We start from the raw sequence: 24695 nt of genomic DNA, 5'->3' as shown, positions 1-24695 counted from the left end.
CGGTACCTTATTGGGCTTTCGTGGCAGAGGTTTCGGTGTCGGCAGTTGCTTTAACCTGGACGCCAGGGCGTGCTTTCTGTAAGCCGCTCACGATAACTTTGTCACCCGGTTGCAGACCTTCACTGATGAGCCACTTGTCGCCAATGGCTTGTGTAGCAACAACAGTGCGAGACTCAACCTGGCTCTTGTCGTTAACGACCATCACGGTGGCATCGCCGCGAGGCGTACGCGTTACCCCTTGCTGCGGAACGAGAATCGCATTTGGCTGAACACCTTCATCAACGCGCGCGCGCACAAACATGCCCGGCAGCAATGTGTGCTGCGGGTTAGGGAAGACGGCCCTGAGGGTGATGGATCCGGTACTTTCATCAACCGTCACGTCAGAAAATTGCAAAGTGCCTTTCAGCGGGTACGACTGACCATTTTCCATTACCAGTTCTACAGTACTGCTGGCATCGTCCTTATGCAGGCTCCCTTGCTCAATAGATTGTTTGAGGCGCATAAAGTCATTGCTGGACTGCGTTACATCGACGTAAATAGGATCAAGCTGTTGAACGGTAGCAAGCTCAGTCGCCTGGCCATTCGTGACTAATGCGCCTTCAGTGACGTTAGATTTACCGATACGTCCGCTAATGGGCGATGTCACTTTGGTGTAGGCCAGGTTAATACGTGCGCTTTCGACCGCGGCTTTTGCTGCGATTACGGATGCATCGGCCTGGCGGGCATCAGCAATGGCCTGATCGTACTCTTGCTGGCTGATGTACTTAGTGCCAACCAGCGGAACATAACGTTTTACCGTTAAATGCGCGATAGCTGCCGCCGCTTCACTCTTTGCCAGTTCGCCTTTGGCGCTGTCATAGTCAGCCTGGTAAGTCGCGGGGTCGATCTGATAAAGCGACTGACCGGCTTCAACATCGCTTCCCTCAGTGAAATTCCGTTTAAGTACAATCCCGCTAACCTGAGGACGGACTTCTGCAATACGAAATGCCGTTGTACGCCCGGGTAATTCGGTCGTCACGGCTAAGGGGGCCTTTTCGACGACATGGACAGTCACCTGCGGCTCTGCGGGATGAGCTTGTGTTTCTCCCTGATCGTTACAACCGGCGAGTAATGCAGCGGAGATGATGATGAATGAGGGCAGGAGTGAAAACCTGGCATTTTTCGTCATTTCTATTCCTTAAAAAACCGAACGCTCGTTATTAACCGGGTAACGCAGAGGTGATAACGCGCACAAGAAAAATAATAGTTGGCTATCCTACAAATTATTAGCCTGCGATGTAAGTAATACTTATTTATGGACGCGACACACGGCACATAAAAACAAAAAAGGATTAATCTTCTGATGTTTCATTATGGTGTTAATAGCAATACTATGATGCGCATAAATACATGTCGAAATAAGCATTTGATTGGTGAATATATTTAAGTTTTTTATATGTTTTATTTATTCGTGTGCAATGTCAGCAATTAACGCTTTTAGGCCTCGTCTAAATATACGCTAAGTGATACATTTATTCCGTTCAGCAAATATTAGATAAGAAAGTTAATCATTCTCCACTCTACTCCGGACAGTCGGGATCATGGCCAGAAGAACAAAAGCTGATGCCCTCAAAACGCGACAGCACCTGATTGAAACAGCGATTGTGCAGTTCGCCGCGCGTGGCGTGAGTAATACGACGCTCAACGACATTGCGGATGCGGCCAACGTTACGCGAGGGGCACTCTATTGGCATTTCGAAAATAAAACGCAGCTTTTTAATGAGCTTTGGTTACAGCAACCACCCTTGCGTGATCTTATTCAGGAGCAGCTCGTTGGGCGTTGGGGAGATAACCCATTACAGCGGTTACAAGAAAGATTAGTCGTGGGTTTGCAATATATTGCTGAGAATCCTCGACAGCAGGCATTAATGCAGATTTTATATCATAAATGTGAATTCCATAATGATATGATATCGGAACAGGCTATTCGTGAAAAAATTGGTATCAATCATCTGGATATGCGCATTGCCTTGCAACAATGTATGGACGAAGGGCTTGTCGCAACCGGCCTTGATTTAGACGTTATAATAATTATTCTTCATGGCAGTTTTAGTGGCATCGTTAAAAACTGGCTCATTAATCCAATGAGTTATGATCTTTATAAACAAGCGCCAGTATTAGTTGATAATGTATTAAAAATGTTAAGCCCAGATGGTATCGTAAGGCAATTAACGCAGAGTGAGAGTCAGGTAGGGTAGTTTTAGCCGCCAGGCCTGACGGCTGCTGAAGTGGGGTGGGCGGCACTATTCGAGATCGACGCAGTTGACCAGCTTAAGGGGATTCACCGAGTTCATGTTCCGACACTTGTCGTGCTCTGTTGTCATCAGCTCTATCCACTGAATAAGCAGCGCATCAAAAAGAAAAACGAAGACCGCAAAAATAACCAGCCACCAATACTTGCGTATCATTACCAAACCCTGTGTATTCATGCCCAAGCGTGCAGGGAATATACACGAAATCTGCACGCTGAAAAGCGGACTTACAATGCCTTTACTTTGCTGAACGATCGCCACACTTTGCCGTCAAATGGCTCTTTTTAGACATGTTTTTTGTCTTACGCTTTTTCACCTTTGCAAGTTCAATTTCTGAAAAATGAGAACCAATACTCAGTCTTCTGAGCCCCATTTTCACGTATTCAGTATTGATTTCAATCCCGACAAACTTGCGACCTAACTCCACGGCGGTGGCGCCGGTCGTGAAGCTACCGGCAAACGGATCCAGCACTTTGTCATCTGGGTTGGAGGAAGCCAGAATGATGCGCTCCAGTAAAGCTTTGGGTTTCTGCGTGGGGTGATTTTCGTATTCGTCCATCAGATAGCGAACGCGGGGAAACGCCCAGACATTGCCAGGCACTTTTTTCTGATTATATGGCTGGGGTGGATTCTTTCTGTAATCTATCAGCGCGCGTTTAGCGCCCGTTTTGGCTTCCACCAGAATATCATCGCGATTAAACGTATAGTTTTTCTGATCTTTTACCATCATCAGGATCGGTTCATACATCGAACCAAAGTACTTTTTGGCCTGCACCCCAGAGCTATCATATGACCACACGATGCGGCTCTTGATGGTAAAAAGCTGGCGGCATTTGAGGTCGATGTATGGCATGTTCTCCGTACTGTTCATGATGTACATGGTGCCATGCGGTTTGAGAATACGATGGCATTCGTCAATGCATTCAAACAGCCATGTCAAAAAGCTCTGTTCGTCCCAGGATTCCACCATTCCGTCAAAGTTTTTACCGATATTATAAGGTGGGTCGGCAAAAATGAGCTCGACGCTTTCAGACGGCAGCTTTTTCAGTTCGGTCAGCGCATCACCCAGGATTATCTTTTTAGATTCATCGCCAAAATAGACAGGTTCACATCTCGCGTTCATCGCCAAAGCCTCCCGTATGACGTCAATAAAAAAGGCGCTTCCCCATGCCGAGTAGCGCCTTTTAAAACAAACATTTAACTGATTAGTATCAGTTCATGCCGTATTTTTTCAGTTTTTTACGCAGCGTACCACGGTTGATGCCCATCATCAGGGCAGCACGGGTCTGGTTGCCGCGGGTGTATTGCATCACCATGTCCAACAGGGGCTGTTCTACTTCAGCCAGTACCAGCTCATAGAGATCGTTAACATCCTGACCATTCAATTGAGCAAAATAGTTCTTCAGTGCCTGTTTAACCGAGTCACGCAGGGGTTTTTGAGTTACCTGGTCCTGAGAGTTAACGGTAGAAACGGTCAGTACGTCAGAATTTACGCGTTGTTCGAACATAGTTCTGTCAGCTCTTTATTTCTGTTTACGCAAAATTTTCGAAGTATGCCTCCAACGCCGCCAGCTGTTCGCTGGAATCTTCAATGGCGTTGAATGTGCGCCGAAACTGGTCATCCGGAGCGTGTTCCTGGAGATACCAGGATACGTGTTTACGCGCAATTCGGTACCCTTTTGCCTGACCATAAAAGTCGTGCAGTTCCCGAACGTGCGCACAAAGCAAGCGCTTAACCTCTGCCAGAGGCAGCGGGGGCAGCAGCTCCCCAGTGTCCAGATAATGCTGGATTTCCCGAAAGATCCAGGGTCTTCCCTGAGCTGCACGTCCTATCATAAGGGCATCCGCCCCTGTATAGTCGAGTACAGCTCTGGCTTTATGCGGGTCAGTAATGTCGCCATTCGCGATAATCGGAATGGAAACTTTCTGCTTAACTGCCCGAATACTGTCGTACTCAGCATCTCCATTGAACAAACAGGCGCGGGTGCGTCCATGAATGGTCAGAGCCTGAATGCCACAGTCTTCAGCCAGTTGGGCAATCTCTACGCAGTTACGGTGTTCCGGAGCCCAGCCGGTGCGAATCTTGAGCGTGACAGGAACGTCCACTGCATTGACGACCTCGGTTAGTATTGATTTCACTAGATCCGGGTACTGCAAAAGGGCTGAACCTGCGAGCTTACGATTCACTTTTTTAGCCGGACACCCCATATTGATATCAATAATCTGGGCGCCGCTTTCCACGTTAATTCGTGCGGCATCGGCCATCTCAACAGGGTCGCTACCGGCAATTTGCACCGTGCGAATTCCTGGCTCATCAACGTGCACCATCCGTAAACGAGACTTGTCACTTTCCCAAACCTGCGGGTTAGATGACATCATCTCGGATACCGTCAACCCGGCTCCCATCTCATAGCACAGCGTCCTGAATGGTCTGTCAGTGATGCCAGCCATAGGTGCTGCGATCAGGCGATTTCTGAGCTGGTATTGTCCGATGCGCATGAGTTAAGAAATGACCATACTGTGACTGCAAGGCGGCGTATATTACGCATTTTTCGCACGAGATGAAAGGCCAAACTTTGACCAATCCACTGAGGTGGATCAATGAATTGCCGTAAATATGAGCGCATTAAAATATTTGATTATGTAAATCATAGTGTTATAAAAAAGTGCCGATTTTATATACACATATAATTTTGCGTAACTTCTCATTTTTTCTTCAGCGGCAGAAGGTACTGACAAGATATTCTGCTGAATTAATCAGCAAATAACCTCACCATTGTGTGATCGCTACCTCATTTTAGTACAGGATCTCGGTATCCCCGGAATTGCTTTCCTCAATTTTGCGTTCATTCAGCGGCTGCGGTGGGCGATTATTCGCAGACCCAACAATGTAGTGAAATTTATCCAACTGGTCGGCGGAAAGGGTAACTGGCGTTTTCAGTACAGTCCAGGTCACGCCTTCAGTGCAGGGAGGAGTAGTTAGCGAACCGCTATAACGCCAGTAGGATTTATCATCGGGTAAAAGGTGGTTGATATTGACTGGCGAAAAAATGGGCATGCTATTGTCCTTCATGGTTGGAAAGGATTCCCACAGATTTTGAATCGCCTGGTTAGGTTCATCGACATCAAACATGACCGCTACGATGGCGATGTCTCCGTGTTGGTTTTTGTGGACTAACTGCAGCTCCAGAGGATAGTTTTTTCCGTTGAGGGTATGTTCGCTCGGTGCGTGAAAATCTAATTGTTTCAGATAATAAATTTTTTCATCAACATTAATAGAGTTTGAAGTATAGGGACTCATTGTTCCCTGTAGCGTATGGTTGATGCTACGAAATCTTGTCGGGCCATCGACGTATTGTATGTTGAGCGCAGGAAGGCTGAGTTTATTGGTTGTGGCGGTCTGGATATCAATGGGTGATTGATTTATTCCAGTTTGGCACGTTGCATACTCACTGCTAATTTCTCCCCACCGTGCAGGGCCGGTCTCTCCGATATATCCCCATGATGCGGCAAGCGTTGTCAGGGGCATCAAGCATGCTGTTAGTAAAGTTGTTGTAAAACGATAGAAATGCATACGTACACTCAACGAAAACAATATAAAAATTAACAAAATCAATTAAATATTGTATATCGAGGAGAGGTATCGCTGTGCTGGTCAATTGTCTGAAAATGGCGTGGTCAGATAACCACGCCGGAAGGGATTATTTTTTCTTACCGGTAATGCGGCACCATTCTTCTTTCTCGATAACCGGATCGAGTGTAAAGAGATCGGCATAGGCCTCACAGACGCTTTCCGCCTGACTGGCAAGAATGCCAGAAAGCCCCAGTAAACCGCCCTCAACGGGCAGTACGCTGATTAACGGCGCCAGTTCACGTAATGGACCCGCGAGGATGTTAGCGACCACCACGTCGGCTTTCATCGCTTCTGGCTGGTCTTTCGGTAGATAAAGCTCAAGACGCTCAGAAACACCATTCCGTTGAGCGTTATCACGGCTGGCCTGAATTGCTTGCGGATCGATATCGACACCGATGGCTTTCGCTGCGCCCAGCTTCAGGGCCGCAATCGCTAGAATGCCTGAGCCGCAACCAAAGTCGATAACCGTTTTGCCGTTTAGATCGAGACCGTCCAGCCATTGCAGGCACAGCGAAGTGGTTGGATGAGTACCTGTACCAAACGCCAGACCCGGGTCCAGCATTACGTTGACGGCATTCTCATCCGGGACATCGCGCCAGCTCGGGCAAATCCACAAGCGTTCACCAAAACGCATCGGGTGGAAGTTATCCATCCATTCGCGTTCCCAGTCTTTATCTTCAAGCTGTTCGATTTTATGCGCGAAGCCTTCACCCAGCAGCGGATGCTGTTCCAGGATGGCAACGACTTCTTTCATGTCGGTTTCTGCGTCGAACAAGCCGATAACATCGGTATCACCCCACAGGCGAGTTTCGCCCGGCAGAGGCTCAAATACCGGCGTATCATGCGTATCCTGGAAAGTAATGGAAACGGAGCCCGCTTCCATCAGCGCATCGCTTAACTCTTCAGCGTTGGCACCGGTCGTGTTCAGTTTTAGTTGGATCCATGGCATGGCAAAACTCTTTATTTATCAGTAGTCAATATGGCAGCTTGCGGGACGGTGGAACCGAAACGGTTACCGATCAGGAAAGCCAGCAAGCTTATCAGTAACGAAGGCACAATCGGATGAAAGCCCAGGTACTGAACGTTAAAGGTCGCGAGTACGGCATAAAGCACGCCGCCGACAATCATCGCACTCAATGCGCCAGCAGCATTTGCTCGTTCCCAGTACAGGCCCAGCACCAGCGGCCACAGGAAGACGGCTTCCAACCCGCCAAACGCCAGCAGGTTAAGCCAGATAATCATCTCTGGCGGTTTCCAGGCAGCCAGCAGCAGTAACGCGCCGAGCAGCAGGGTAATCACGGCCGACATGCGCTTCAGCCGGGTTTCATTTTTAAGCTGTTCCGGACGAAGGTTCAGGTACAGATCCTTAATGATCGTAGCGGAACTTTGCAGCAATTGGGCATTGATCGTCGACATGATCGCGGCCATGGGAGCCGCAAGGAAGATCCCGGCAGCTACCGGTGGCAACACTTTTACCATCAGGGTCGGGATAACCAGATCCGGTACCGTCAGATCAGGGATTACCGCCCGTCCTAATGCACCTGCCAGATGCATACCAAACATCAGGATCGCCACTACGATGGTGCCGATGATAATTCCGCGGTGGACCGCTTTGCTGTCTTTATAGGAGATACAGCGTACTGCCGTATGTGGCAGGCCAATTACGCCAAAACACACCAATACCCAAAATGAGGTCATAAACGTGGGTGACAGAATGTCATCCGCACCCTGCGGTGAGACCAGTTTCGGGTCGATGGTCTGTAGGGTTACCACTGCATTGCTAAGGCCACCGGCGGCATGAACGACGCCGATCAGCAGCACGATAGTACCAATCAGCATTACCATGCCTTGCATGGTATCGTTCAGTACGCTGGCACGAAATCCGCCGAACGCAGTATACAATGCGATACTGACGCCAAAGATCAGCAGACCGGTTTCGTAAGGAATGCCCGCTGCGGTTTCCAGCAATCGTGCGCCGCCAATAAACTGTACGGTCATTGCTCCAACAAACGCGACCAGCAGGCTCAGGCTTGCCAGCCACACCAGTAGATGACTCTGGTAGCGGGCAAACAGCATGTCGTTAAGGGTAACGGCATTATAGCGGCGCGCCAGAATGGCGAATTTCTTCCCGAGAATCCCCAAAGAGAGCCACACGGCAGGCAACTGGATCATTGCCAACAGCACCCATCCCAATCCGTATTTGTAAGCCGCGCCAGGGCCGCCAATAAACGAACTGGCGCTAATGTAGGTTGCCGTTAGCGTCATGGCTAACACGACCCCACCCATCGAGCGGCTGCCGAGGAAATATTCGTTCAGGAAAGTACCGGTCGCTCTCTTACGCATGGCGTAAACAGAGAGACCGAAGACCACCAACAGATAGGCGACCAGCGGCAAAATAACTTCAAGCTGCATCGTCATCCTCCAACGGAATGTCGCGATAGATAAACTTCACCATCGCCCAGCACAGTACGATGAAAACCAGCGGCGTTAGCAGGCAGGCCATTTCGAACCAGTGCGGTAAGCCGGTAAAGCCGAGCGTGGAATCTGGTAAGTAAGCGGCCACTAACCATGTGGCAAGATATAAAAGGGTCAGCCACAGCGCCCAGCGCGCCTCTTTATGGGCCTGAACAAAACGAGCGTCCATTTTTTGTCCCTTGTAGATAAAGAAAGCGGGGATTGTACCTTATGGCGCGTACGGGAGGGGAGAAAAACAAAAGGCCGGAATTTCCGGCCTTTTCGGTTAACGCATGCTTACTTTTCCTGGAGTCCGAGTTTTTTCTCCAGATAGTGGATATTGGTTCCACCATGCTGGAAGTGCTCGTCATTCATGATGCGGATCTGCAGATCAACGTTGGTTTTGATACCGTCGATGATCAGTTCCTGCAATGCGTTTTTCATACGGGCGATTGCTACGTCGCGGTTTTCACCGTAGCAAATGAGCTTCCCGATCATTGAGTCATAGTACGGAGGTACTGTGTAGCCTGCGTAAATATGAGACTCCCAGCGCACACCAAATCCGCCCGGCGCGTGGAAACGCGTGATTTTACCCGGGCTTGGCAGGAAGGTGTTCGGGTCTTCGGCGTTGATACGGCATTCAACCGCATGGCCTTTAACCACAACTTCATCCTGCTTGATGGACAGCGGTTGTCCCGCAGCGATACGCAGCTGCTCTTTGATCAGGTCAACGCCGGTGATCATTTCGGTAACCGGGTGTTCAACCTGAATACGGGTGTTCATCTCAATGAAGTAGAACTCACCGTTTTCGAACAGAAACTCGAAAGTACCCGCGCCACGATAGCCGATATCAACACACGCTTTGGCGCAACGCTCACCGATGTAGCGACGCAGTTCCGGGGTAATGCCCGGTGCTGGTGCTTCTTCGACGACTTTCTGGTGACGACGCTGCATGGAACAGTCACGCTCAGCCAGATAAATCGCGTTACCCTGACCGTCTGCCAGCACCTGGATTTCGATATGGCGTGGGTTTTCCAGGTACTTCTCCATGTAAACCATATCGTTGTTGAAAGCCGCTTTCGCTTCCGCTTTGGTCATGGAGATGGATTGTGCCAGTTCGGCATCGCTACGTACGACGCGCATACCGCGACCGCCGCCGCCGCCGGAGGCTTTGATGATAACCGGATAACCGATGCGTTTAGCATGAGCGCGGTTAGCGTCCATGTCATCGCCCAGCGGGCCATCAGAGCCTGGTACTGTCGGTACGCCAGCTTTCTTCATGGCGGTGATCGCAGACACTTTGTCGCCCATCAGGCGGATTGTGTCGGCTTTCGGACCGATGAAGATAAAGCCGGAACGTTCTACCTGCTCAGCAAAGTTGGCGTTCTCAGAGAGGAAGCCATAACCCGGGTGAATTGCCACCGCGCCAGTGATTTCAGCAGCGCTAATGATAGCCGGAATGTTCAGATAGCTTTTTACGGACGCAGCCGGGCCAATACAGACCGTCTCATCCGCCAGCAATACGTGTTTTAAATCGCGATCCGCGCTTGAATGCACCGCGACAGTCTTGATGCCCAGTTCTTTACAGGCACGAAGAATACGCAAGGCAATCTCGCCGCGGTTGGCGATAACAATTTTATCCAACATGTTCGCCTCGTTATTCGATGACGACCAGCGGCTCGTCAAATTCTACCGGTTGACCGCTTTCTACCAGAATCGCTTTAACTACGCCGGATTTGTCGGCTTCGATCTGGTTCATCATTTTCATGGCTTCAACGATGCACAGGGTATCGCCCGCATTCACTTTCTGGCCGATCTCGATGAACGCTTTAGCATCCGGGCTCGGGGTGCGGTAGAACGTACCAACCATTGGGGAGCGTACGATGTGACCACTGATTTCCGCTGCTGCCGGAGCTTCCATACTTGGAGAGGCAGTTTGTGCGACAGCGTTAGACAGAGCTGGCTGCTGCATCACTGGTGCAGCATAAGCTTGTTGCATCATTGGAAAACTTGCAGCTGGCGCTGCACGGCTGATGCGTACAGACTCTTCGCCTTCAGAAATTTCCAGTTCGGAGATGCCTGATTCTTCAACCAGCTCGATCAGTTTTTTAATCTTACGAATATCCATGAGTGGGTTCCGTACTCTTTGTTTAGTGAGATTGTGACAAGCGTTTTACCGCCGTCTGTATAGCATTTTTATAACAGTGAGTGACAAGATGCCACGCATCTCAGGCGTTGCACTGGGTGCTGCGGCCATTATATGAGATTGCCAGACTTGTTAGTCATTGTGCGGCTATCTTCTGCCATTTTCGGGTAAAAGACAAAATATACCTTCAATATGCGAATGTCACCCTTTCCACGCCGTAAAAACGCTACCGGGGATAGCAAAGTCGCACATTATAACTATTTCGTAGCAATTGGCAGCTAAATACTGGTCTTATCAGGGAAGATAATCAACCGTTAACATGTAAAGAAAATCGGATCGTCCGCATTTTGCAACGTACTGCACATATCGTGAAACTACCGCCACCACTGGCGAAACTTCTTGTAGCGGCAGGCTAACAGCACCGCCGCGAGTGCGGCATAAATAATCGGTTGAGGGGAGATAATTTTTACCGACCACAGATAATGTATGGGTGCCAGAATCGCCACAAGATAGACGAAGTTGTGCAGATACTGCCATTTTTTCCCCAGCTTTCGCTGTGCCGCCTGCGTGGACGTTAAGGTGAGGGTGAATAAGATCACCCAACTGACAATGCCCAGCATCAAGTAAGGTCGCGTGATTAACTCCCGCCCTAACAACGTCAGATTATTAATACCCAACTCCAGGAGCGCATAGCTGGTTAAATGCAATGTCGCCCAGGCGAAACACCATAGCCCTAACAGGCGACGCGTGCGTATCAATAATGGCTGTTTAGCGTAGCGCGCGAGTGGAGAGACCAGCAAGGTCGCCAACAAGAATTTCAGAGCTGTCCTACCGGTAAAGTGCTGGATATCTTTGACCGGGTCGGCGCTCAGTCCACCGTGGTTTACCGCCCAAAATAGCCAGACAAACGGTAAAAAGCCTGCAAGATGCAGGCAAACTTTCAGCCCGGTAATGTGCTTTGCAGTCAGGCGCACTTAAAAATTCTCCTGCAGATTAAGTCCTCGATACAGCGAAGCGACTTCGTCGGCGTAACCGTTAAACAGCAGCGTGGGCTGGCGCTGAACGTCCAGAATACCGCCTGCGCCAATAAAACGCTCTGTGGCCTGGGACCAGCGGGGATGATCGACATGCGGATTAACGTTGGCATAAAACCCGTATTCGTTGGGGGCAGCCAGGTTCCAGGTGGTCGGGGGACGTTCGCGGGTGAGTTTAATACTCACGATCGACTTAATGCCTTTAAATCCGTATTTCCACGGCACAATCAGGCGGATGGGCGCGCCATTTTGTGGGGGAAGGGCCTTACCATAAACCCCTACGGTGAGCAGTGTGAGTGGATGCATCGCTTCATCCAGACGCAGCCCTTCAACATAGGGATACTTCAGCCCGCCGCCAATAAAGCGATCCTTTTGTCCTGGCATTTCATCCGGCGCGTAGCGCGTTTCGAACGCAACATACTTTGCGTTGCTGGTCGGTTCAACCTGTGCCAGCAGTTTATGTAACGGAAACCCAATCCACGGCACGACCATTGACCAGGCTTCCACGCAGCGCATCCGATAAATCCGTTCTTCCAGCGGGAAACGGGCGGTTAGTGCATCGTGATCGAGGGTGAGTGGTTTTGCCACCTCGCCACTGATTTGCAACGTCCACGGATCGGTTTTCAGGCTGCCTGCATTGGCTGCCGGATCCGCCTTATCGAGACCGAACTCGTAGAAGTTGTTGTAGCCAGAAACCTTATCCGCAGGCGTTAAAGGAAGCGAATTTTGCCAGACGGCGGGCTTACTGTAATCAAGCGGCTTACCTGCGGGTGCTGGAGGGCGATCGTTGCCCTTAAACCAGCTAAGAAGATCGGCCTGCGCAGAGAGGGGCAAAGACAACGCGGCAGCGCTGATCCCTAATGCTTTCAGAACCTGGCGGCGCTGCATAAAAAAAGCCGACTCGTCAGTGACGTCGGCTTCTGTAAATGGACGTAATTTCTTCATAACAGACTCCCGGCTTACGCGTCATAACTGACAGGGGACGCGTAGTTAATATGGCAGGGAGTCTGAAGATATGCCGTGAAATTTGGTTAATTAAGTGTAAATTTCTGCGCCACGGTCTATTACTTCACTTTCACCAGCGTACGGCCTTGCACCTGGTTATTGATGATGGCATCGGCGAACTTCGGTGCATCTGCCAGCGTAATTTCCGTGGCGGCCTGAGCATAGAACGATTCCGGCAAATCCTTCACCAGTCGCGCCCAGGCTTGTGCACGCCGTTCCGGAGGAGTCATCACTGAGTCTACCCCTTGCAAACGAACGTTACGCAGAATGAACGGCATCACCGTAGTCGGCAGAGTAAAACCGCCTGCCAGGCCACAGGCGGCAACGCAGCCGCCGTAGTTCATCTGTGCCAGTACTTTCGCCAGGACTTTGTCACCAACCGTATCAACTGCACCAGCCCACAGTTGTTTTTCCAGCGGGCGTGATTCTGCAAACTCATCGCGACCAAGAATACGGCTAGCGCCCAGGCTCTTCAGGTAGTCGTGGGTGCTTTCGCGACCCGAAACCGCCGCAACCTGATAACCCAGCTTATGCAGTAACGCAATGGCCGTGCTGCCCACGCCGCCACTTGCGCCGGTGACAACAATCTCACCGTCTTGCGGGCGGATGCCGGCATCTTCCAGCGCCATGACGCACAGCATGGCGGTAAAACCGGCGGTACCGATGACCATGGCTTTACGTCCGTCCAGCCCTTTTGGCAGCGCAACCAGCCAGTCGCCTTTCACGCGTGCGCGTTCTGCCAGTCCACCCCAATGATTTTCACCCACGCCCCAGCCGGTCAGCAAAACTTCCTGACCTGCATGAAAACGGGGATCTTCGCTTGCGCGAACGGTACCGGCGAAATCGATACCAGGAATCATCGGAAAATTACGAATGATTTTACCCTTGCCAGTGATAGCCAGGGCGTCTTTGTAGTTCAGGCTTGACCAGTGGATATCCACCGTCACATCGCCTTCCGGTAGCTGATTTTCGTCGAGGGGTTGAACGGATGCGAGGGTTTTTCCGTCCTGCTGTTCTAAGATCAAAGCCTGCATAACCTGTCCTCAATTCGTCTGGTGGATTGGAAAATTAATTATGAAGACTATACTCGCTAATCAAAACATGATGCCGATTCTGCGCAATAAATTGCCAGATATACCTGATTTGGTAGTATGCCCACACTGTTTGTATAAATGGACGGATTTTGCGTTCAGCTTTGCATTTGCGCGTCGCTTTATCACTTTCATACCTGTTTCATAACTGTCGGAGTTAACACAAGGATGCGATTAACGACGAAATTTTCAGCTTTTGTCACGCTGCTTACTGGGTTAACGATTTTCGTAACTCTCATCGGCTGCTCGCTGAGTTTCTACAACGCAGTTCAATATAAGTTCACCACCCGTGTTCAGGGGGTGGCGACGGCGATTGATACTCAACTTGTCTCCCGCGATGTCGTTGCGTTAACCCCGCAAATCGATGAACTGATGGTTTCGGTTGATATCGTGCGTATACAACTGATGCAGGGCGAGCACGTGGTGTATGAGCACTCCCGCACCAGCAGCTATCGCCCGGCGGGGACAAATAATCTCTATCGCGATATCACCGTCCCGTTGATCAAGAACCCGGGTATGTCGCTGCGTCTGGTTTATCAGGATCCGATGGGTAACTATTTCCATTCGCTGCTGACCACCGCACCGCTCACGCTGGCGATTGCTTTCATTATACTTATGCTCTTTTTGTCGGTGCGCTGGCTTCAGCGTCAGCTTTCAGGGCAAGAGCTGCTGGAGATTCGTTCAACGCGCATTCTGAATGGTGAACGTGGACCGAACGTGCGGGGAACGGTCTATGAATGGCCAGCACGTACCAGTAGCGCGCTCGATATGCTCCTGGCCGAGATTCAAAATGCTCGCGAACAACGCAGTCGCCTCGATACGCTGATTCGTTCCTATGTGGCGCAGGATACAAAAACCGGGCTGAGTAACCGCTTGTTCTTTGATAACCAACTGGCAACGCTACTTGAAGATCAGGAAAAAGTGGGATCGCATGGCGTCGTGATGATGGTGCGCCTTCCAGACTTTACGCTGCTGCGCGATAGCTGGGGAATTACCCTCGCGGAAGAACAAATTTCAATGCTCATCAATTTATTGTCGACTTTTATGACGCGCTATCCAGGCGCGTTGCTGGCGCGCTACCACCGTAGCGATTTTGCCATCCTGCTGCCGCACCGCACGTTGAAAGAGGCGGAAAGCATCGCGGGGCAATTATTAAAAGCGGTGGACGCGCTTCCGGCTAATAAAATGATCGATCGTGCCGATATGATTCATATCGGCATTTGTGTTTGTCGCAGCGGGCAGTCGACAGAACAAGTGATGGATCATGCCGAAGCCGCCACGCGGAATTCGGTATTACAGGGTGGGAACAGCTGGTCGGTCTATGATGATTCACTGCCGGAAAAAGGTCGGGGCAACGTACGCTGGCGAACGCTAATCGAACAGATGCTCAGTCGGGGCGGGCCGAGAATTTATCAAAAGCCTGCGGTAACGCGTGAAGGACGAGTACATCATCGGGAGCTGATGTGCCGTATTTTTGATGGCAGCGAAGAGGTTATTTCGGCGGAATATATGCCGATGGTGCTGCAGTTTGGCCTGGCTGAAGAGTATGACCGTCTGCAAATCAGCCGTTTGATCCTGCTGTTGGGGTACTGGCCGCAGGAAAGTCTGGCGATGCAGACAACGGTTGAATCACTCATTCGCCCGCGTTTTCAGCGCTGGCTACGTGATACGCTGATGCAGTGCGAAAAATCATTACGCAAACGCATAATTATTGAACTTGCGGAGGCAGATGTCTGTCAACATATCAGCCGGTTACAACCCGTCATCAGATTGATGGGGGCGCTGGGTGTGCGAATCGCTGTGACGCAGGCGGGCTTAACGCTGGTGAGTACCAGTTGGATCAAGGAGCTTAACGTTGAGTTATTGAAGCTACATCCAAGCCTGGTGAGGAATATTGATAAACGAACGGAAAACCAGCTGCTGGTTCAAAGCCTGGTAGAGGCCTGTTCAGGAACACCAACGCAGGTTTACGCCACGGGCGTTCGTTCGCGTAGTGAGTGGCACACGCTGACGGAACGCGGAGTTGCTGGTGGGCAAGGGGATTTTTTTGCCGCATCACAGCCACTTGACACTAACGTGAAAAAATATTCGCAAAGATACTCGGTTTAACCTGCCGTTTAATTTGTTTTCACGTAGAATAACGCGCGCTGTGCCTTCTGGGGGTGTGCTTGTCTGCTCGCCAGATTGTAACAGCAAACATGCAGGTGAATGACCTTTGACAGGTTGCAAACAAAAGCGAGGAGTGCTGCTGATTTATTCAGCCCTGATGGACTCAGGCCGGTTTTGTAACAAAGGAAACGAACTGCACTAATTTTCACCGTAGCAGATGATTTTTGCGCCTTGTCGCTGCTGCGTGTGGTTGGTAAAGTAAGCGGATTTTGTTTTCCGCCCCAGCTTTCAGGATTATCCCTTAGTATGTTGAAAAAATTTCGTGGCATGTTTTCCAATGACCTGTCCATTGACCTGGGTACCGCGAATACCCTTATTTATGTAAAAGGACAAGGCATCGTATTGAATGAGCCTTCTGTTGTGGCCATTCGTCAGGATCGTGCCGGTTCGCCGAAAAGCGTGGCTGCAGTAGGTCATGATGCGAAGCAGATGCTGGGTCGTACGCCGGGCAATATTGCTGCAATTCGCCCAATGAAAGACGGCGTTATCGCTGATTTCTTCGTGACTGAAAAAATGCTCCAGCACTTTATCAAACAAGTGCACAGCAATAGCTTCATGCGCCCAAGCCCGCGCGTACTGGTGTGTGTACCGGTTGGAGCAACGCAGGTTGAACGCCGTGCGATCCGTGAATCCGCACAGGGCGCTGGTGCCCGTGAAGTCTTTCTGATCGAAGAGCCGATGGCGGCTGCGATCGGTGCCGGTCTGCCAGTTTCTGAAGCAACCGGTTCTATGGTTGTGGATATCGGTGGTGGTACGACTGAAGTTGCCGTTATCTCCCTGAACGGCGTGGTTTACTCCTCTTCTGTTCGTATTGGTGGTGACCGCTTTGATGAAGCCATCATTAATTATGTTCGTCGTAACTACGGTTCTTTGATCGGTGAAGCCACCGCAGAACGTATTAAACACGAAATCGGTTCCGCCTATCCGGGCGACGAAGTCCGCGAGATCGAAGTTCGCGGTCGTAACCTGGCAGAAGGTGTTCCACGCGGCTTTACCCTGAACTCCAACGAGATTCTGGAAGCCCTGCAGGAACCTCTGACCGGTATCGTAAGCGCGGTAATGGTTGCACTGGAACAGTGCCCGCCAGAGCTGGCGTCTGATATCTCTGAACGCGGCATGGTGCTGACCGGTGGTGGCGCGCTGCTGCGTAACCTTGACCGTCTGTTAATGGAAGAAACCGGTATTCCAGTTGTTGTTGCTGAAGATCCGCTGACCTGCGTGGCGCGCGGTGGTGGCAAGGCGCTGGAAATGATCGATATGCACGGCGGCGACCTGTTCAGCGAAGAGTAATCGGATGCAGGCTGGGTAGCCCGCGGGTTGCCCTTCCGCTCTGATACGAGAATACGCATAGACTATGAAGCCAATTTTTAGCCGTGGCCCGTCGCTACAGATTCGCCTTATTCTGGCGGTGCTGGTGGCGCTCGGCGTTATTATTGCCGACAGCCGCCTGGGTACGTTTAGTCAAATCCGAACGTACATGGATACCGCCGTCAGTCCTTTCTACTTTATCTCAAATGCTCCCCGTGAATTACTCGACGGCGTTTCACAAACGCTGGCTTCGCGCGATCAACTCGAACTTGAAAACCGGGCGTTGCGTCAGGAACTGCTGCTGAAAAACAGCGAGCTGCTGATGTTGGGGCAATATAAACAGGAGAACGCGCGATTGCGCGAGCTGCTGGGATCGCCGCTACGTCAGGACGAACAAAAGATGGTGACGCAGGTCATCTCAACGGTTAATGACCCTTACAGCGATCAGGTCGTGATCGACAAAGGGAGCGTTAACGGCGTCTATGAAGGTCAGCCGGTTATTAGCGACAAAGGCGTTGTGGGTCAGGTCGTTGCTGTGGCTAAACTGACCAGCCGCGTGCTGCTGATTTGCGACGCGACGCATGCACTACCGATCCAGGTCCTGCGTAATGATATTCGCGTGATCGCTGCGGGTAACGGCTGCACCGACGATCTTCAGCTCGAACATCTGCCGGCCAATACCGACATTCGCGTTGGCGATGTGCTGGTTACCTCGGGCCTGGGCGGACGTTTCCCTGAAGGTTATCCGGTCGGTGTCGTTTCATCGGTTAAGCTGGACACGCAGCGCGCATATACCGTGATTCAGGCGCGCCCGACCGCCGGTCTGCAGCGTCTGCGCTATCTGCTGCTGTTGTGGGGCGCCGATCGCAATGGCGCAAATCCGATGACGCCAGAAGAAGTGCACCGTGTTGCCAATGAACGTCTGATGCAAATGATGCCGCAAGTTCTGCCTGCACCTGAAGCAATGGGACCGCCTGCGCCCATGCCAGCTCCAGCAACAGGCGTGACTCCTGCGCCTGCGGATACCACATCGCCACAGCCTGCTCCGCGTAAGCCGGGAGGACAGTAAGTGGCAAGCTATCGTAGCCAGGGACGTTGGGTGATTTGGCTCTCGTTCCTTATTGCACTGTTGCTGCAAGTCATGCCCTGGCCGGACGACATTCTGGTTTTCCGGCCGAACTGGGTGCTGCTTATCTTGTTGTACTGGATCCTTGCGCTGCCGCATCGCGTAAATGTAGGCACAGGATTTGTGATGGGTGCCATACTGGATCTCATCAGCGGTTCCACCCTTGGCGTGCGTGCACTGTCGATGAGTATCATTGCTTATCTGGTCGCGCTGAAATTCCAGCTATTCCGCAACCTCGCACTCTGGCAACAGGCGCTGGTAGTCATGTTGTTATCACTGGTCGTGGATATTATTGTTTTCTGGGCCGAGTTTTTAGTGATCAATGTCTCTTTCAGACCCGAAGTGTTCTGGAGTAGTGTAGTGAATGGTGTGCTTTGGCCATGGCTATTCTTACTGATGCGTAAGGTCCGTCAGCAGTTTGCGGTGCAATAAAGGTTGATATGAATACTCTGTATCTTGCTTCAGGTTCTCCACGTCGTCAGGAGTTGCTTGCTCAGCTTGGTGTTACGTTTGAACGGCTGGTTCCTGGAATTGAAGAACAGCGCCACCCGCAGGAGAGTGCGCAGCAGTATGTTTCGCGTCTGGCGCGCGAAAAAGCGCAGGCTGGCGTGGCGCTGGCCGCGCGCGATTTGCCGGTATTGGGGGCGGATACCATTGTTATCCTTAATGGCGAGGTGCTGGAAAAACCACATGACGCCGACCATGCCGCTGCAATGCTGCGTAAACTGTCGGGCAAAACGCATCAGGTCATGACCGCCGTAGCATTGGCCGACCGCCAGCACAGTCTGGACTGTCTGGTGATGACGGAAGTGACGTTCAGAGCACTAACCGATGAGGACATCGCGGGTTATGTTGCCAGCGGTGAACCAATGGATAAAGCAGGTGCATACGGTATTCAAGGGTTGGGTGGCTGTTTTGTCAGGAAGATTAATGGCAGCTATCACGCCGTAGTCGGCTTACCGCTGGTAGAAACGTATGAGTTGCTGACCAATTTTAACGCACTGCGTGATAAAAGGGATAAACATGACGGCTGAATTGTTGGTAAACGTAACGCCATCGGAAACACGGGTGGCTTACATTGATGGTGGTATTCTGCAGGAAATTCATATTGAACGTGAGGCGCGACGCGGAATCGTAGGCAATATCTACAAAGGTCGTGTAAGTCGTGTACTTCCGGGTATGCAGGCGGCTTTTGTAGATATTGGGCTTGATAAAGCTGCATTTCTTCACGCTTCGGACATCATGCCGCACACCGAATGCGTGGCGGGTGAAGAACAAAAACAGTTCACCGTGCGCGACATCTCTGAACTGGTGCGCCAGGGTCAGGACCTGATGGTGCAGGTAGTAAAAGATCCGTTGGGTACTAAAGGCGCCCGTCTTACCACGGATATCACGCTGCCTTCCCGTTATCTCGTCTTTATGCCGGGGGCGTCGCACGTTGGCGTTTCCCAACGTATCGAAAGCGAAATTGAACGCGAACGCCTGAAAAAAGTGGTGGCGGATTACTGCGATGAGCAGGGCGGATTCATTATTCGTACGGCGGCAGAAGGCGTCTGCGAAGAAGATCTGGCTTCGGATGCTGCCTACCTGAAGCGTGTCTGGACGAAAGTCATGGAACGTAAGAAACGCCCGCAAACGCGCTATCAAATGTACGGTGAGCTGGCGCTCGCGCAGCGCGTGTTGCGCGATTTTGCTGACGCCCAGCTTGATCGGATCCGCGTCGACTCCCGCCTGACGTACGAAGCGTTAATGGAATTCACGGCTGAATATATGCCTGAAATGACCAGTAAGCTTGAGCATTACAGCGGTCGCCAGCCTATCTTTGATCTGTTTGACGTTGAGAATGAAATCCAACGTGCGCTGGAGCGTAAAGTTGAACTCAAGTCAGGTGGTTATCTGGTTATCGACCAGACTGAAGCGATGACCACCGTCGATATTAATACCGGCGCGTTTGTTGGGCATCGTAATCTCGACGACACTATCTTTAATACTAATATTGAAGCAACGCAGGCTATTGCCCGTCAGCTGCGTCTGCGTAACCTCGGCGGCATTATTATTATCGATTTTATCGACATGAATAATGAAGACCACCGTCGCCGAGTGCTGCACTCTCTGGAGCAGGCTCTGAGCAAGGATCGCGTAAAAACCAGCATCAACGGTTTTTCACAGCTGGGTCTGGTAGAGATGACGCGCAAACGCACGCGCGAAAGCGTGGAACATGTGTTGTGCAACGAGTGTCCGACCTGCCATGGGCGCGGCACGGTGAAAACGGTGGAAACCGTGTGCTATGAAATCATGCGTGAAATTGTGCGCGTTCACCATGCATATGAATCCGATCGTTTCCTGGTATATGCCTCTCCGGCGGTGGCTGAAGCCCTGAAGGGGGAGGAGTCTCATGCGTTGGCGGAAGTTGAAATCTTTGTCGGCAAGCAGGTCAAAGTTCAAATTGAACCGCTGTATAACCAGGAGCAGTTCGACGTCGTCATGATGTAATCTGGCCTGGTAAACGCCTGATGGCGATACCTTGCAGGTGGGAGCAGGCGTTCACGCCGCCATCCGGCAACACGGTTTTGTGAGTCACATTTTTTGGTAGACAAGGAGAGGCGCGTGAGGCGATTGCCGGGGATATTACTGCTCACTGGAGCCGCATTCGTTGTCATCGCAGCGCTGCTGGTCAGTGGGCTGCGCCTGGCGCTACCTCATCTTGACAGTTGGCGGCCTGTCATCCTTGGCAAGATTGAATCCGCCACCGGTCTGCCGGTTTCCGCCAGTGAGCTTTCCGCAAGTTGGCAAAATTTCGGTCCTACGCTTGAAGCGCGCGATATCCATGCGCAGCTAAAAGACGGTGGCGAATTTTCGGTAAAGCGCGTCACGTTAGCGTTGGATGTCTGGCAAAGCTTACTGCACATGCGCTGGCAGTTCCGCGACCTCACCTTTTGGCAATTGCAACTGCGCATCAATACCCCCATCCAGCACAGTGAAAGCGGTGACGGAATTGAAGCCGGCCACCTCAGCGATCTCTTTCTGCGTCAGTTTGATCATTTCGATCTGCGTGACAGCCAGATTAGTTTCTTAACCCTCTCTGGCCAGCGTGCAGAACTGGCGATCCCACAGCTTACCTGGCTGAACGGTAAAAACCGCCATCGTGCAGAGGGCCTGGTCAGTCTCTCCAGTCTGACCGGGCAGCACGGTGTTATGCAGGTGCGTATGGATTTGCGCGACGATGACGGGCTGTTGAATAACGGTCGGGTCTGGCTGCAAGCCGATGACATCGACGTCAAACCGTGGCTGAGTAAATGGATGCAGGATAATGTTGCGCTGCAAACTGCGCGTTTCAGCCTGGAAGCCTGGATGACGATTAGCAAAGGGGTCGTTTCCGGCGGTGATGTCTGGCTGAAAAAAGGCGGGGCAAGTTGGCTGGGTGATGAGCATACTCACACGCTCTCTGTCGATAACCTGACGGCGCACATTACCCATGAAGGACCGGGCTGGCAATTCTCGATCCCTGACACCCGTATCACCATGGACGATAAACCCTGGCCGAGCGGGGCATTAACGCTGGCCTGGGTCCCTGAGCAGGAAGTCGGTGGTGAGAATCATAAACGCAGCGATGAGTTACGCATTCGTGCCAGTAACCTGGAATTGGCTGGGTTGGAGGGGCTGCGCCCGATGGCGGCCAGGATATCGCCTGCACTGGGTGATATCTGGCGGGCCACGCAGCCGAGCGGAAAGATAGATGTGCTGGCGTTGGATATCCCACTGCAGGCGACAGAAAAAACTCGCTTCCAGTCCTCGTGGAGCAATCTGGCCTGGAAACAGTGGAAGCTGCTACCGGGGGCTGAGCATTTCTCCGGTACGCTTGCGGGCAGCGTTGAAAATGGTGCACTCACCGCTTCGATGAAGCAAGCTAAAATGCCGTACGAAACCGTTTTCCGCGCACCGCTGGAAATAGAGAACGGCGTGGCGACGCTAAGCTGGCTGAAGAATGAGAAAGGCTTTCAGTTAGACGGGCGCAACATTGATGTGAAAGCGAAAGCGGTACGTGCGCGCGGTGGTTTTCGCTATCTGCAACCCACTGGAGATGAACCGTGGTTAGGTATTCTGGCTGGCATCAGCACCGACGACGGCTCCCAAGCCTGGCGCTACTTCCCGGAAAATCTGATGGGCAAAGACCTGGTTGACTACCTCAGTGGCGCTATTCAGGGCGGCGAAGCGGATAACGCCACGCTGGTGTATGGCGGTAACCCGCATCTGTTCCCGTATCTGCATAATGAGGGGCAATTTCAGGTCCTGGTGCCGCTACGCAACGCGAAATTTGCTTTCCAGCCCGACTGGCCTGCGCTTACTGACCTCAATATTGAACTGAATTTCATTAACGACGGTCTGTGGATGAAGACGGATAGCGTTAATCTGGGCGGCGTGAAGGCCAGTAATCTGACGGCCAATATCCCCGACTATGCCAAAGAAAAACTGCTGATTGATGCCGATATTAACGGACCAGGCAAGGCGGTCGGACCTTATTTTGATGAGACGCCGCTGAAGGATTCCCTCGGCGCCACGCTAGAGCAGTTGCAGATTGACGGCGATGTGAATGCTCGCTTACATCTGGATATTCCGCTAGACGGCTCGCTGGTTACCGCGAAAGGTGATGTCAACCTGCGTAATAACAGCCTGTTTATTAAACCGCTCGACAGCACGCTGAAGAATTTGAACGGTAAATTCAGCTTTATCAATGGCGATTTAAAGAGCGAGCCGATGACGGCGAACTGGTTTAATCAACCGCTGAACGTCGACTTTTCCACGACCGAAGGGGCGAAAGCCTATCAGGTAGCCGTGAATCTGCAAGGTGACTGGCAGCCAACCCGTATGGGGATTTTACCGGCGCAGGTCAACGATGCGTTAAGCGGCAGCATGGCGTGGAATGGCAAGGTAGGTATCGATCTCCCGTATCATGCGGGGCCGACTTACGACATAGAGATAAAAGGCGACCTGAAGAATGTAAGTAGTCACTTACCTTCTCCCCTGAACAAGGCTGCCGGTGAGGCGTTGCCGGTTAACGTTAAGGCCAACGGCAATCTGCGCAGTTTTGATCTGACCGGCAACGCGGGCAGTAAGAATCACTTTAACAGCCGCTGGTTGCTGAATCAGAAACTGACGCTTGACCGCGCAATCTGGACGTCGGAAAGCCGTACCGTGCCCGCGTTACCCGATCAACAAGGCATTGAGCTTAATCTTCCCCCTATGGATGGGGCGCAATGGCTGGCTTTGTTCCAGAAAGGTGCTGCGGATAACGTTGGGACCAACGCCAACTTCCCTCAGCGCATCACGGTACGTACGCCAGCGTTATCCCTGGGTGGCCAGCAGTGGAATAATTTAAGTATTGTGTCTGAGCCGTCAATCAATGGCTCCACCGTGCAGGCGCAGGGCCGCGAAATTAACGCCACGCTGGCGATGCGCAATAACGCGCCGTGGCTGGCCAATATTAAGTATCTTTATTACAACCCAAGTGCGGCAAAACCGTCACCGAATAGTACGCCCGCTTCGCCGTTTTCCACCATCGACAACGTCAGCTTCCGTGGCTGGCCGGATCTTCAACTACGCTGTGCCGAGTGCTGGATGTGGGGACAGAAATACGGTCGCATTGACGCCGATGTCGCGATTAAAGGCGACACGCTCACCTTGAGTAACGGCCTGTTGGATACCGGTTTTGCCAGACTGACCACCGACGGCGTGTGGGTGAATGCGCCGGGCAAGGAGCGGACGTCGCTGAAGGGTAAACTGAGTGGCAATAAAATTGACTCCGCGGCCAACTTCTTTGGCGTATCGACCCCGATTCGCAACTCTTCGTTCAACGTTGAGTACGATCTGCACTGGCGTAACCCGCCGTGGGATCCAGATTTAGCTTCGCTGAATGGTATTTTGCGTACCCGCCTGGGCAAAGGTGAGCTTACAGAACTCAGTACCGGTCATGCGGGACAACTGTTACGCCTGTTAAGCTTTGATGCGTTGCTGCGTAAACTGCGCTTTGATTTCAGCGATACCTTCAGCGAAGGCTTCTATTTCGACTCGATTCGCAGCACGGCGTGGATCAAAGATGGCGTGATGCATACTGATGATACGCTGGTGGACGGTCTGGAAGCCGATATTGCGATGAAAGGCTCGGTGAACCTGGTACGCCGGGAGTTGAATATGGAAGCGGTGGTCGCGCCAGAGATTTCTGCCACCGTAGGGGTTGCCGCTGCGTTTGCCGTCAACCCGATTGTTGGTGCGGCGGTGTTTGCTGCCAGTAAGGTATTGGGACCGCTGTGGAGCAAAGTGTCGATTCTGCGCTATCGCATCACTGGTCCGATCGATAAGCCACAGATCAACGAAGTTCTGCGTCAGCCGCGCAAAGAAAGCCAGCAATGATTTGACGGGGGCGAGTAATTGCCCCAATC

General features: G+C 51.7%; 22 protein-coding genes. 8 read left to right on the top strand and 14 right to left on the bottom strand.

Annotated features, from left to right (window positions below; translation table 11 throughout):
- Positions 1-7: 7 nt before the first annotated feature.
- Positions 8-1168, bottom strand: coding sequence for an efflux RND transporter periplasmic adaptor subunit (locus tag ACU8YC_RS18915; RefSeq protein ID WP_187253344.1), 1161 nt, complete (start codon positions 1166-1168; stop codon positions 8-10).
- A gap of 412 nt (positions 1169-1580) precedes the next feature.
- Between ACU8YC_RS18915 and envR the strand changes: the two genes are divergently transcribed.
- Positions 1581-2237, top strand: coding sequence for an acrEF/envCD operon transcriptional regulator (gene envR / locus ACU8YC_RS18910; RefSeq protein WP_151217902.1), 657 nt, complete (start codon positions 1581-1583; stop codon positions 2235-2237).
- A 45-nt stretch (positions 2238-2282) separates the two neighbouring features.
- Here the strand turns inward: envR and ACU8YC_RS18905 are convergent, their stop codons facing one another.
- From ACU8YC_RS18905 to acuI, 13 genes are all read right to left on the bottom strand, one after another.
- A complete protein-coding gene (locus ACU8YC_RS18905; protein ID WP_151217901.1) occupies positions 2283-2447 on the bottom strand; it encodes a DUF2556 family protein in 165 nt (54 codons plus the stop codon).
- Positions 2448-2529: 82 nt separating this feature from the next.
- Positions 2530-3414, bottom strand: coding sequence for an adenine-specific DNA-methyltransferase (yhdJ, locus tag ACU8YC_RS18900; protein WP_151217900.1), 885 nt, complete (start codon positions 3412-3414; stop codon positions 2530-2532).
- A gap of 88 nt (positions 3415-3502) precedes the next feature.
- Entirely contained in the window at positions 3503-3799 is a 297-nt protein-coding gene (gene fis / locus ACU8YC_RS18895; RefSeq protein ID WP_000462905.1) for a DNA-binding transcriptional regulator Fis, read from the bottom strand.
- Between the two features lie 25 nt (positions 3800-3824).
- The gene (gene dusB, locus ACU8YC_RS18890; RefSeq protein WP_003025224.1) at positions 3825-4790 is read right to left on the bottom strand and encodes a tRNA dihydrouridine synthase DusB; all 966 of its coding nucleotides are present in this window, start codon (positions 4788-4790) and stop codon (positions 3825-3827) included.
- Between the two features lie 298 nt (positions 4791-5088).
- Positions 5089-5865 carry a carbonic anhydrase gene (locus ACU8YC_RS18885; protein WP_210905447.1) on the bottom strand — a complete coding sequence of 259 codons (777 nt, stop codon included), beginning with the start codon at positions 5863-5865 and terminating at the stop codon, positions 5089-5091.
- Positions 5866-5992: 127 nt separating this feature from the next.
- Positions 5993-6874 (bottom strand): 50S ribosomal protein L11 methyltransferase, encoded by an 882-nt coding sequence (gene prmA / locus ACU8YC_RS18880; protein WP_151217898.1) that lies wholly within the window; start codon positions 6872-6874, stop codon positions 5993-5995.
- An 11-nt stretch (positions 6875-6885) separates the two neighbouring features.
- Positions 6886-8337, bottom strand: coding sequence for a sodium/pantothenate symporter (panF, locus tag ACU8YC_RS18875; protein WP_446895644.1), 1452 nt, complete (start codon positions 8335-8337; stop codon positions 6886-6888).
- Complete coding sequence (locus tag ACU8YC_RS18870) at positions 8327-8569, bottom strand: YhdT family protein (RefSeq protein ID WP_016154721.1); 243 nt, start codon at positions 8567-8569, stop codon at positions 8327-8329. The genes panF and ACU8YC_RS18870 overlap by 11 nt, the downstream gene beginning before the upstream one ends.
- Positions 8570-8676: 107 nt before the next feature.
- Entirely contained in the window at positions 8677-10026 is a 1350-nt protein-coding gene (accC, locus tag ACU8YC_RS18865) for an acetyl-CoA carboxylase biotin carboxylase subunit (RefSeq protein ID WP_003025213.1), read from the bottom strand.
- Between the two features lie 10 nt (positions 10027-10036).
- The gene (accB, locus tag ACU8YC_RS18860) at positions 10037-10507 is read right to left on the bottom strand and encodes an acetyl-CoA carboxylase biotin carboxyl carrier protein (RefSeq protein ID WP_003025210.1); all 471 of its coding nucleotides are present in this window, start codon (positions 10505-10507) and stop codon (positions 10037-10039) included.
- 392 nt (positions 10508-10899) lie between these two features.
- On the bottom strand, positions 10900-11499 hold the full coding sequence (msrQ, locus tag ACU8YC_RS18855) for a protein-methionine-sulfoxide reductase heme-binding subunit MsrQ (protein WP_151224439.1): 600 nt from the start codon (positions 11497-11499) through the stop codon (positions 10900-10902).
- Positions 11500-12504, bottom strand: coding sequence for a protein-methionine-sulfoxide reductase catalytic subunit MsrP (gene msrP / locus ACU8YC_RS18850; RefSeq protein WP_187253340.1), 1005 nt, complete (start codon positions 12502-12504; stop codon positions 11500-11502). It abuts the gene before it with no gap.
- Between the two features lie 119 nt (positions 12505-12623).
- A complete protein-coding gene (acuI, locus tag ACU8YC_RS18845) occupies positions 12624-13598 on the bottom strand; it encodes an acrylyl-CoA reductase (NADPH) (protein WP_151217894.1) in 975 nt (324 codons plus the stop codon).
- Between the two features lie 225 nt (positions 13599-13823).
- Between acuI and csrD the strand changes: the two genes are divergently transcribed.
- The 7 genes from csrD (at position 13824) to yhdP (ending at position 24666) form a co-directional block, all read left to right on the top strand.
- Positions 13824-15764: an RNase E specificity factor CsrD gene (csrD, locus tag ACU8YC_RS18840; RefSeq protein WP_151224438.1), complete on the top strand. Its 1941-nt coding sequence runs from the start codon at positions 13824-13826 to the stop codon at positions 15762-15764.
- Positions 15765-16070: 306 nt separating this feature from the next.
- Positions 16071-17114, top strand: coding sequence for a rod shape-determining protein MreB (mreB, locus tag ACU8YC_RS18835; protein ID WP_000913396.1), 1044 nt, complete (start codon positions 16071-16073; stop codon positions 17112-17114).
- Positions 17115-17178: 64 nt separating this feature from the next.
- Positions 17179-18201 (top strand): rod shape-determining protein MreC, encoded by a 1023-nt coding sequence (gene mreC / locus ACU8YC_RS18830; protein ID WP_151217893.1) that lies wholly within the window; start codon positions 17179-17181, stop codon positions 18199-18201.
- Entirely contained in the window at positions 18202-18690 is a 489-nt protein-coding gene (mreD, locus tag ACU8YC_RS18825; protein WP_151217892.1) for a rod shape-determining protein MreD, read from the top strand.
- Positions 18691-18698: 8 nt separating this feature from the next.
- On the top strand, positions 18699-19292 hold the full coding sequence (locus tag ACU8YC_RS18820; protein ID WP_151217891.1) for a Maf family protein: 594 nt from the start codon (positions 18699-18701) through the stop codon (positions 19290-19292).
- Entirely contained in the window at positions 19282-20751 is a 1470-nt protein-coding gene (gene rng / locus ACU8YC_RS18815; RefSeq protein ID WP_187253338.1) for a ribonuclease G, read from the top strand. The genes ACU8YC_RS18820 and rng overlap by 11 nt, the downstream gene beginning before the upstream one ends.
- Before the next feature lie 114 nt (positions 20752-20865).
- Positions 20866-24666 carry an AsmA2 domain-containing protein YhdP gene (gene yhdP, locus ACU8YC_RS18810; protein WP_151217890.1) on the top strand — a complete coding sequence of 1267 codons (3801 nt, stop codon included), beginning with the start codon at positions 20866-20868 and terminating at the stop codon, positions 24664-24666.
- Positions 24667-24695 lie beyond the last annotated feature (29 nt).

Source organism: Citrobacter sp. VF227 (assembly GCF_052950715.1).
Note: the sequence above shows the minus strand (reverse complement) of the source record. Positions and strands in the feature narration are given on the sequence as shown.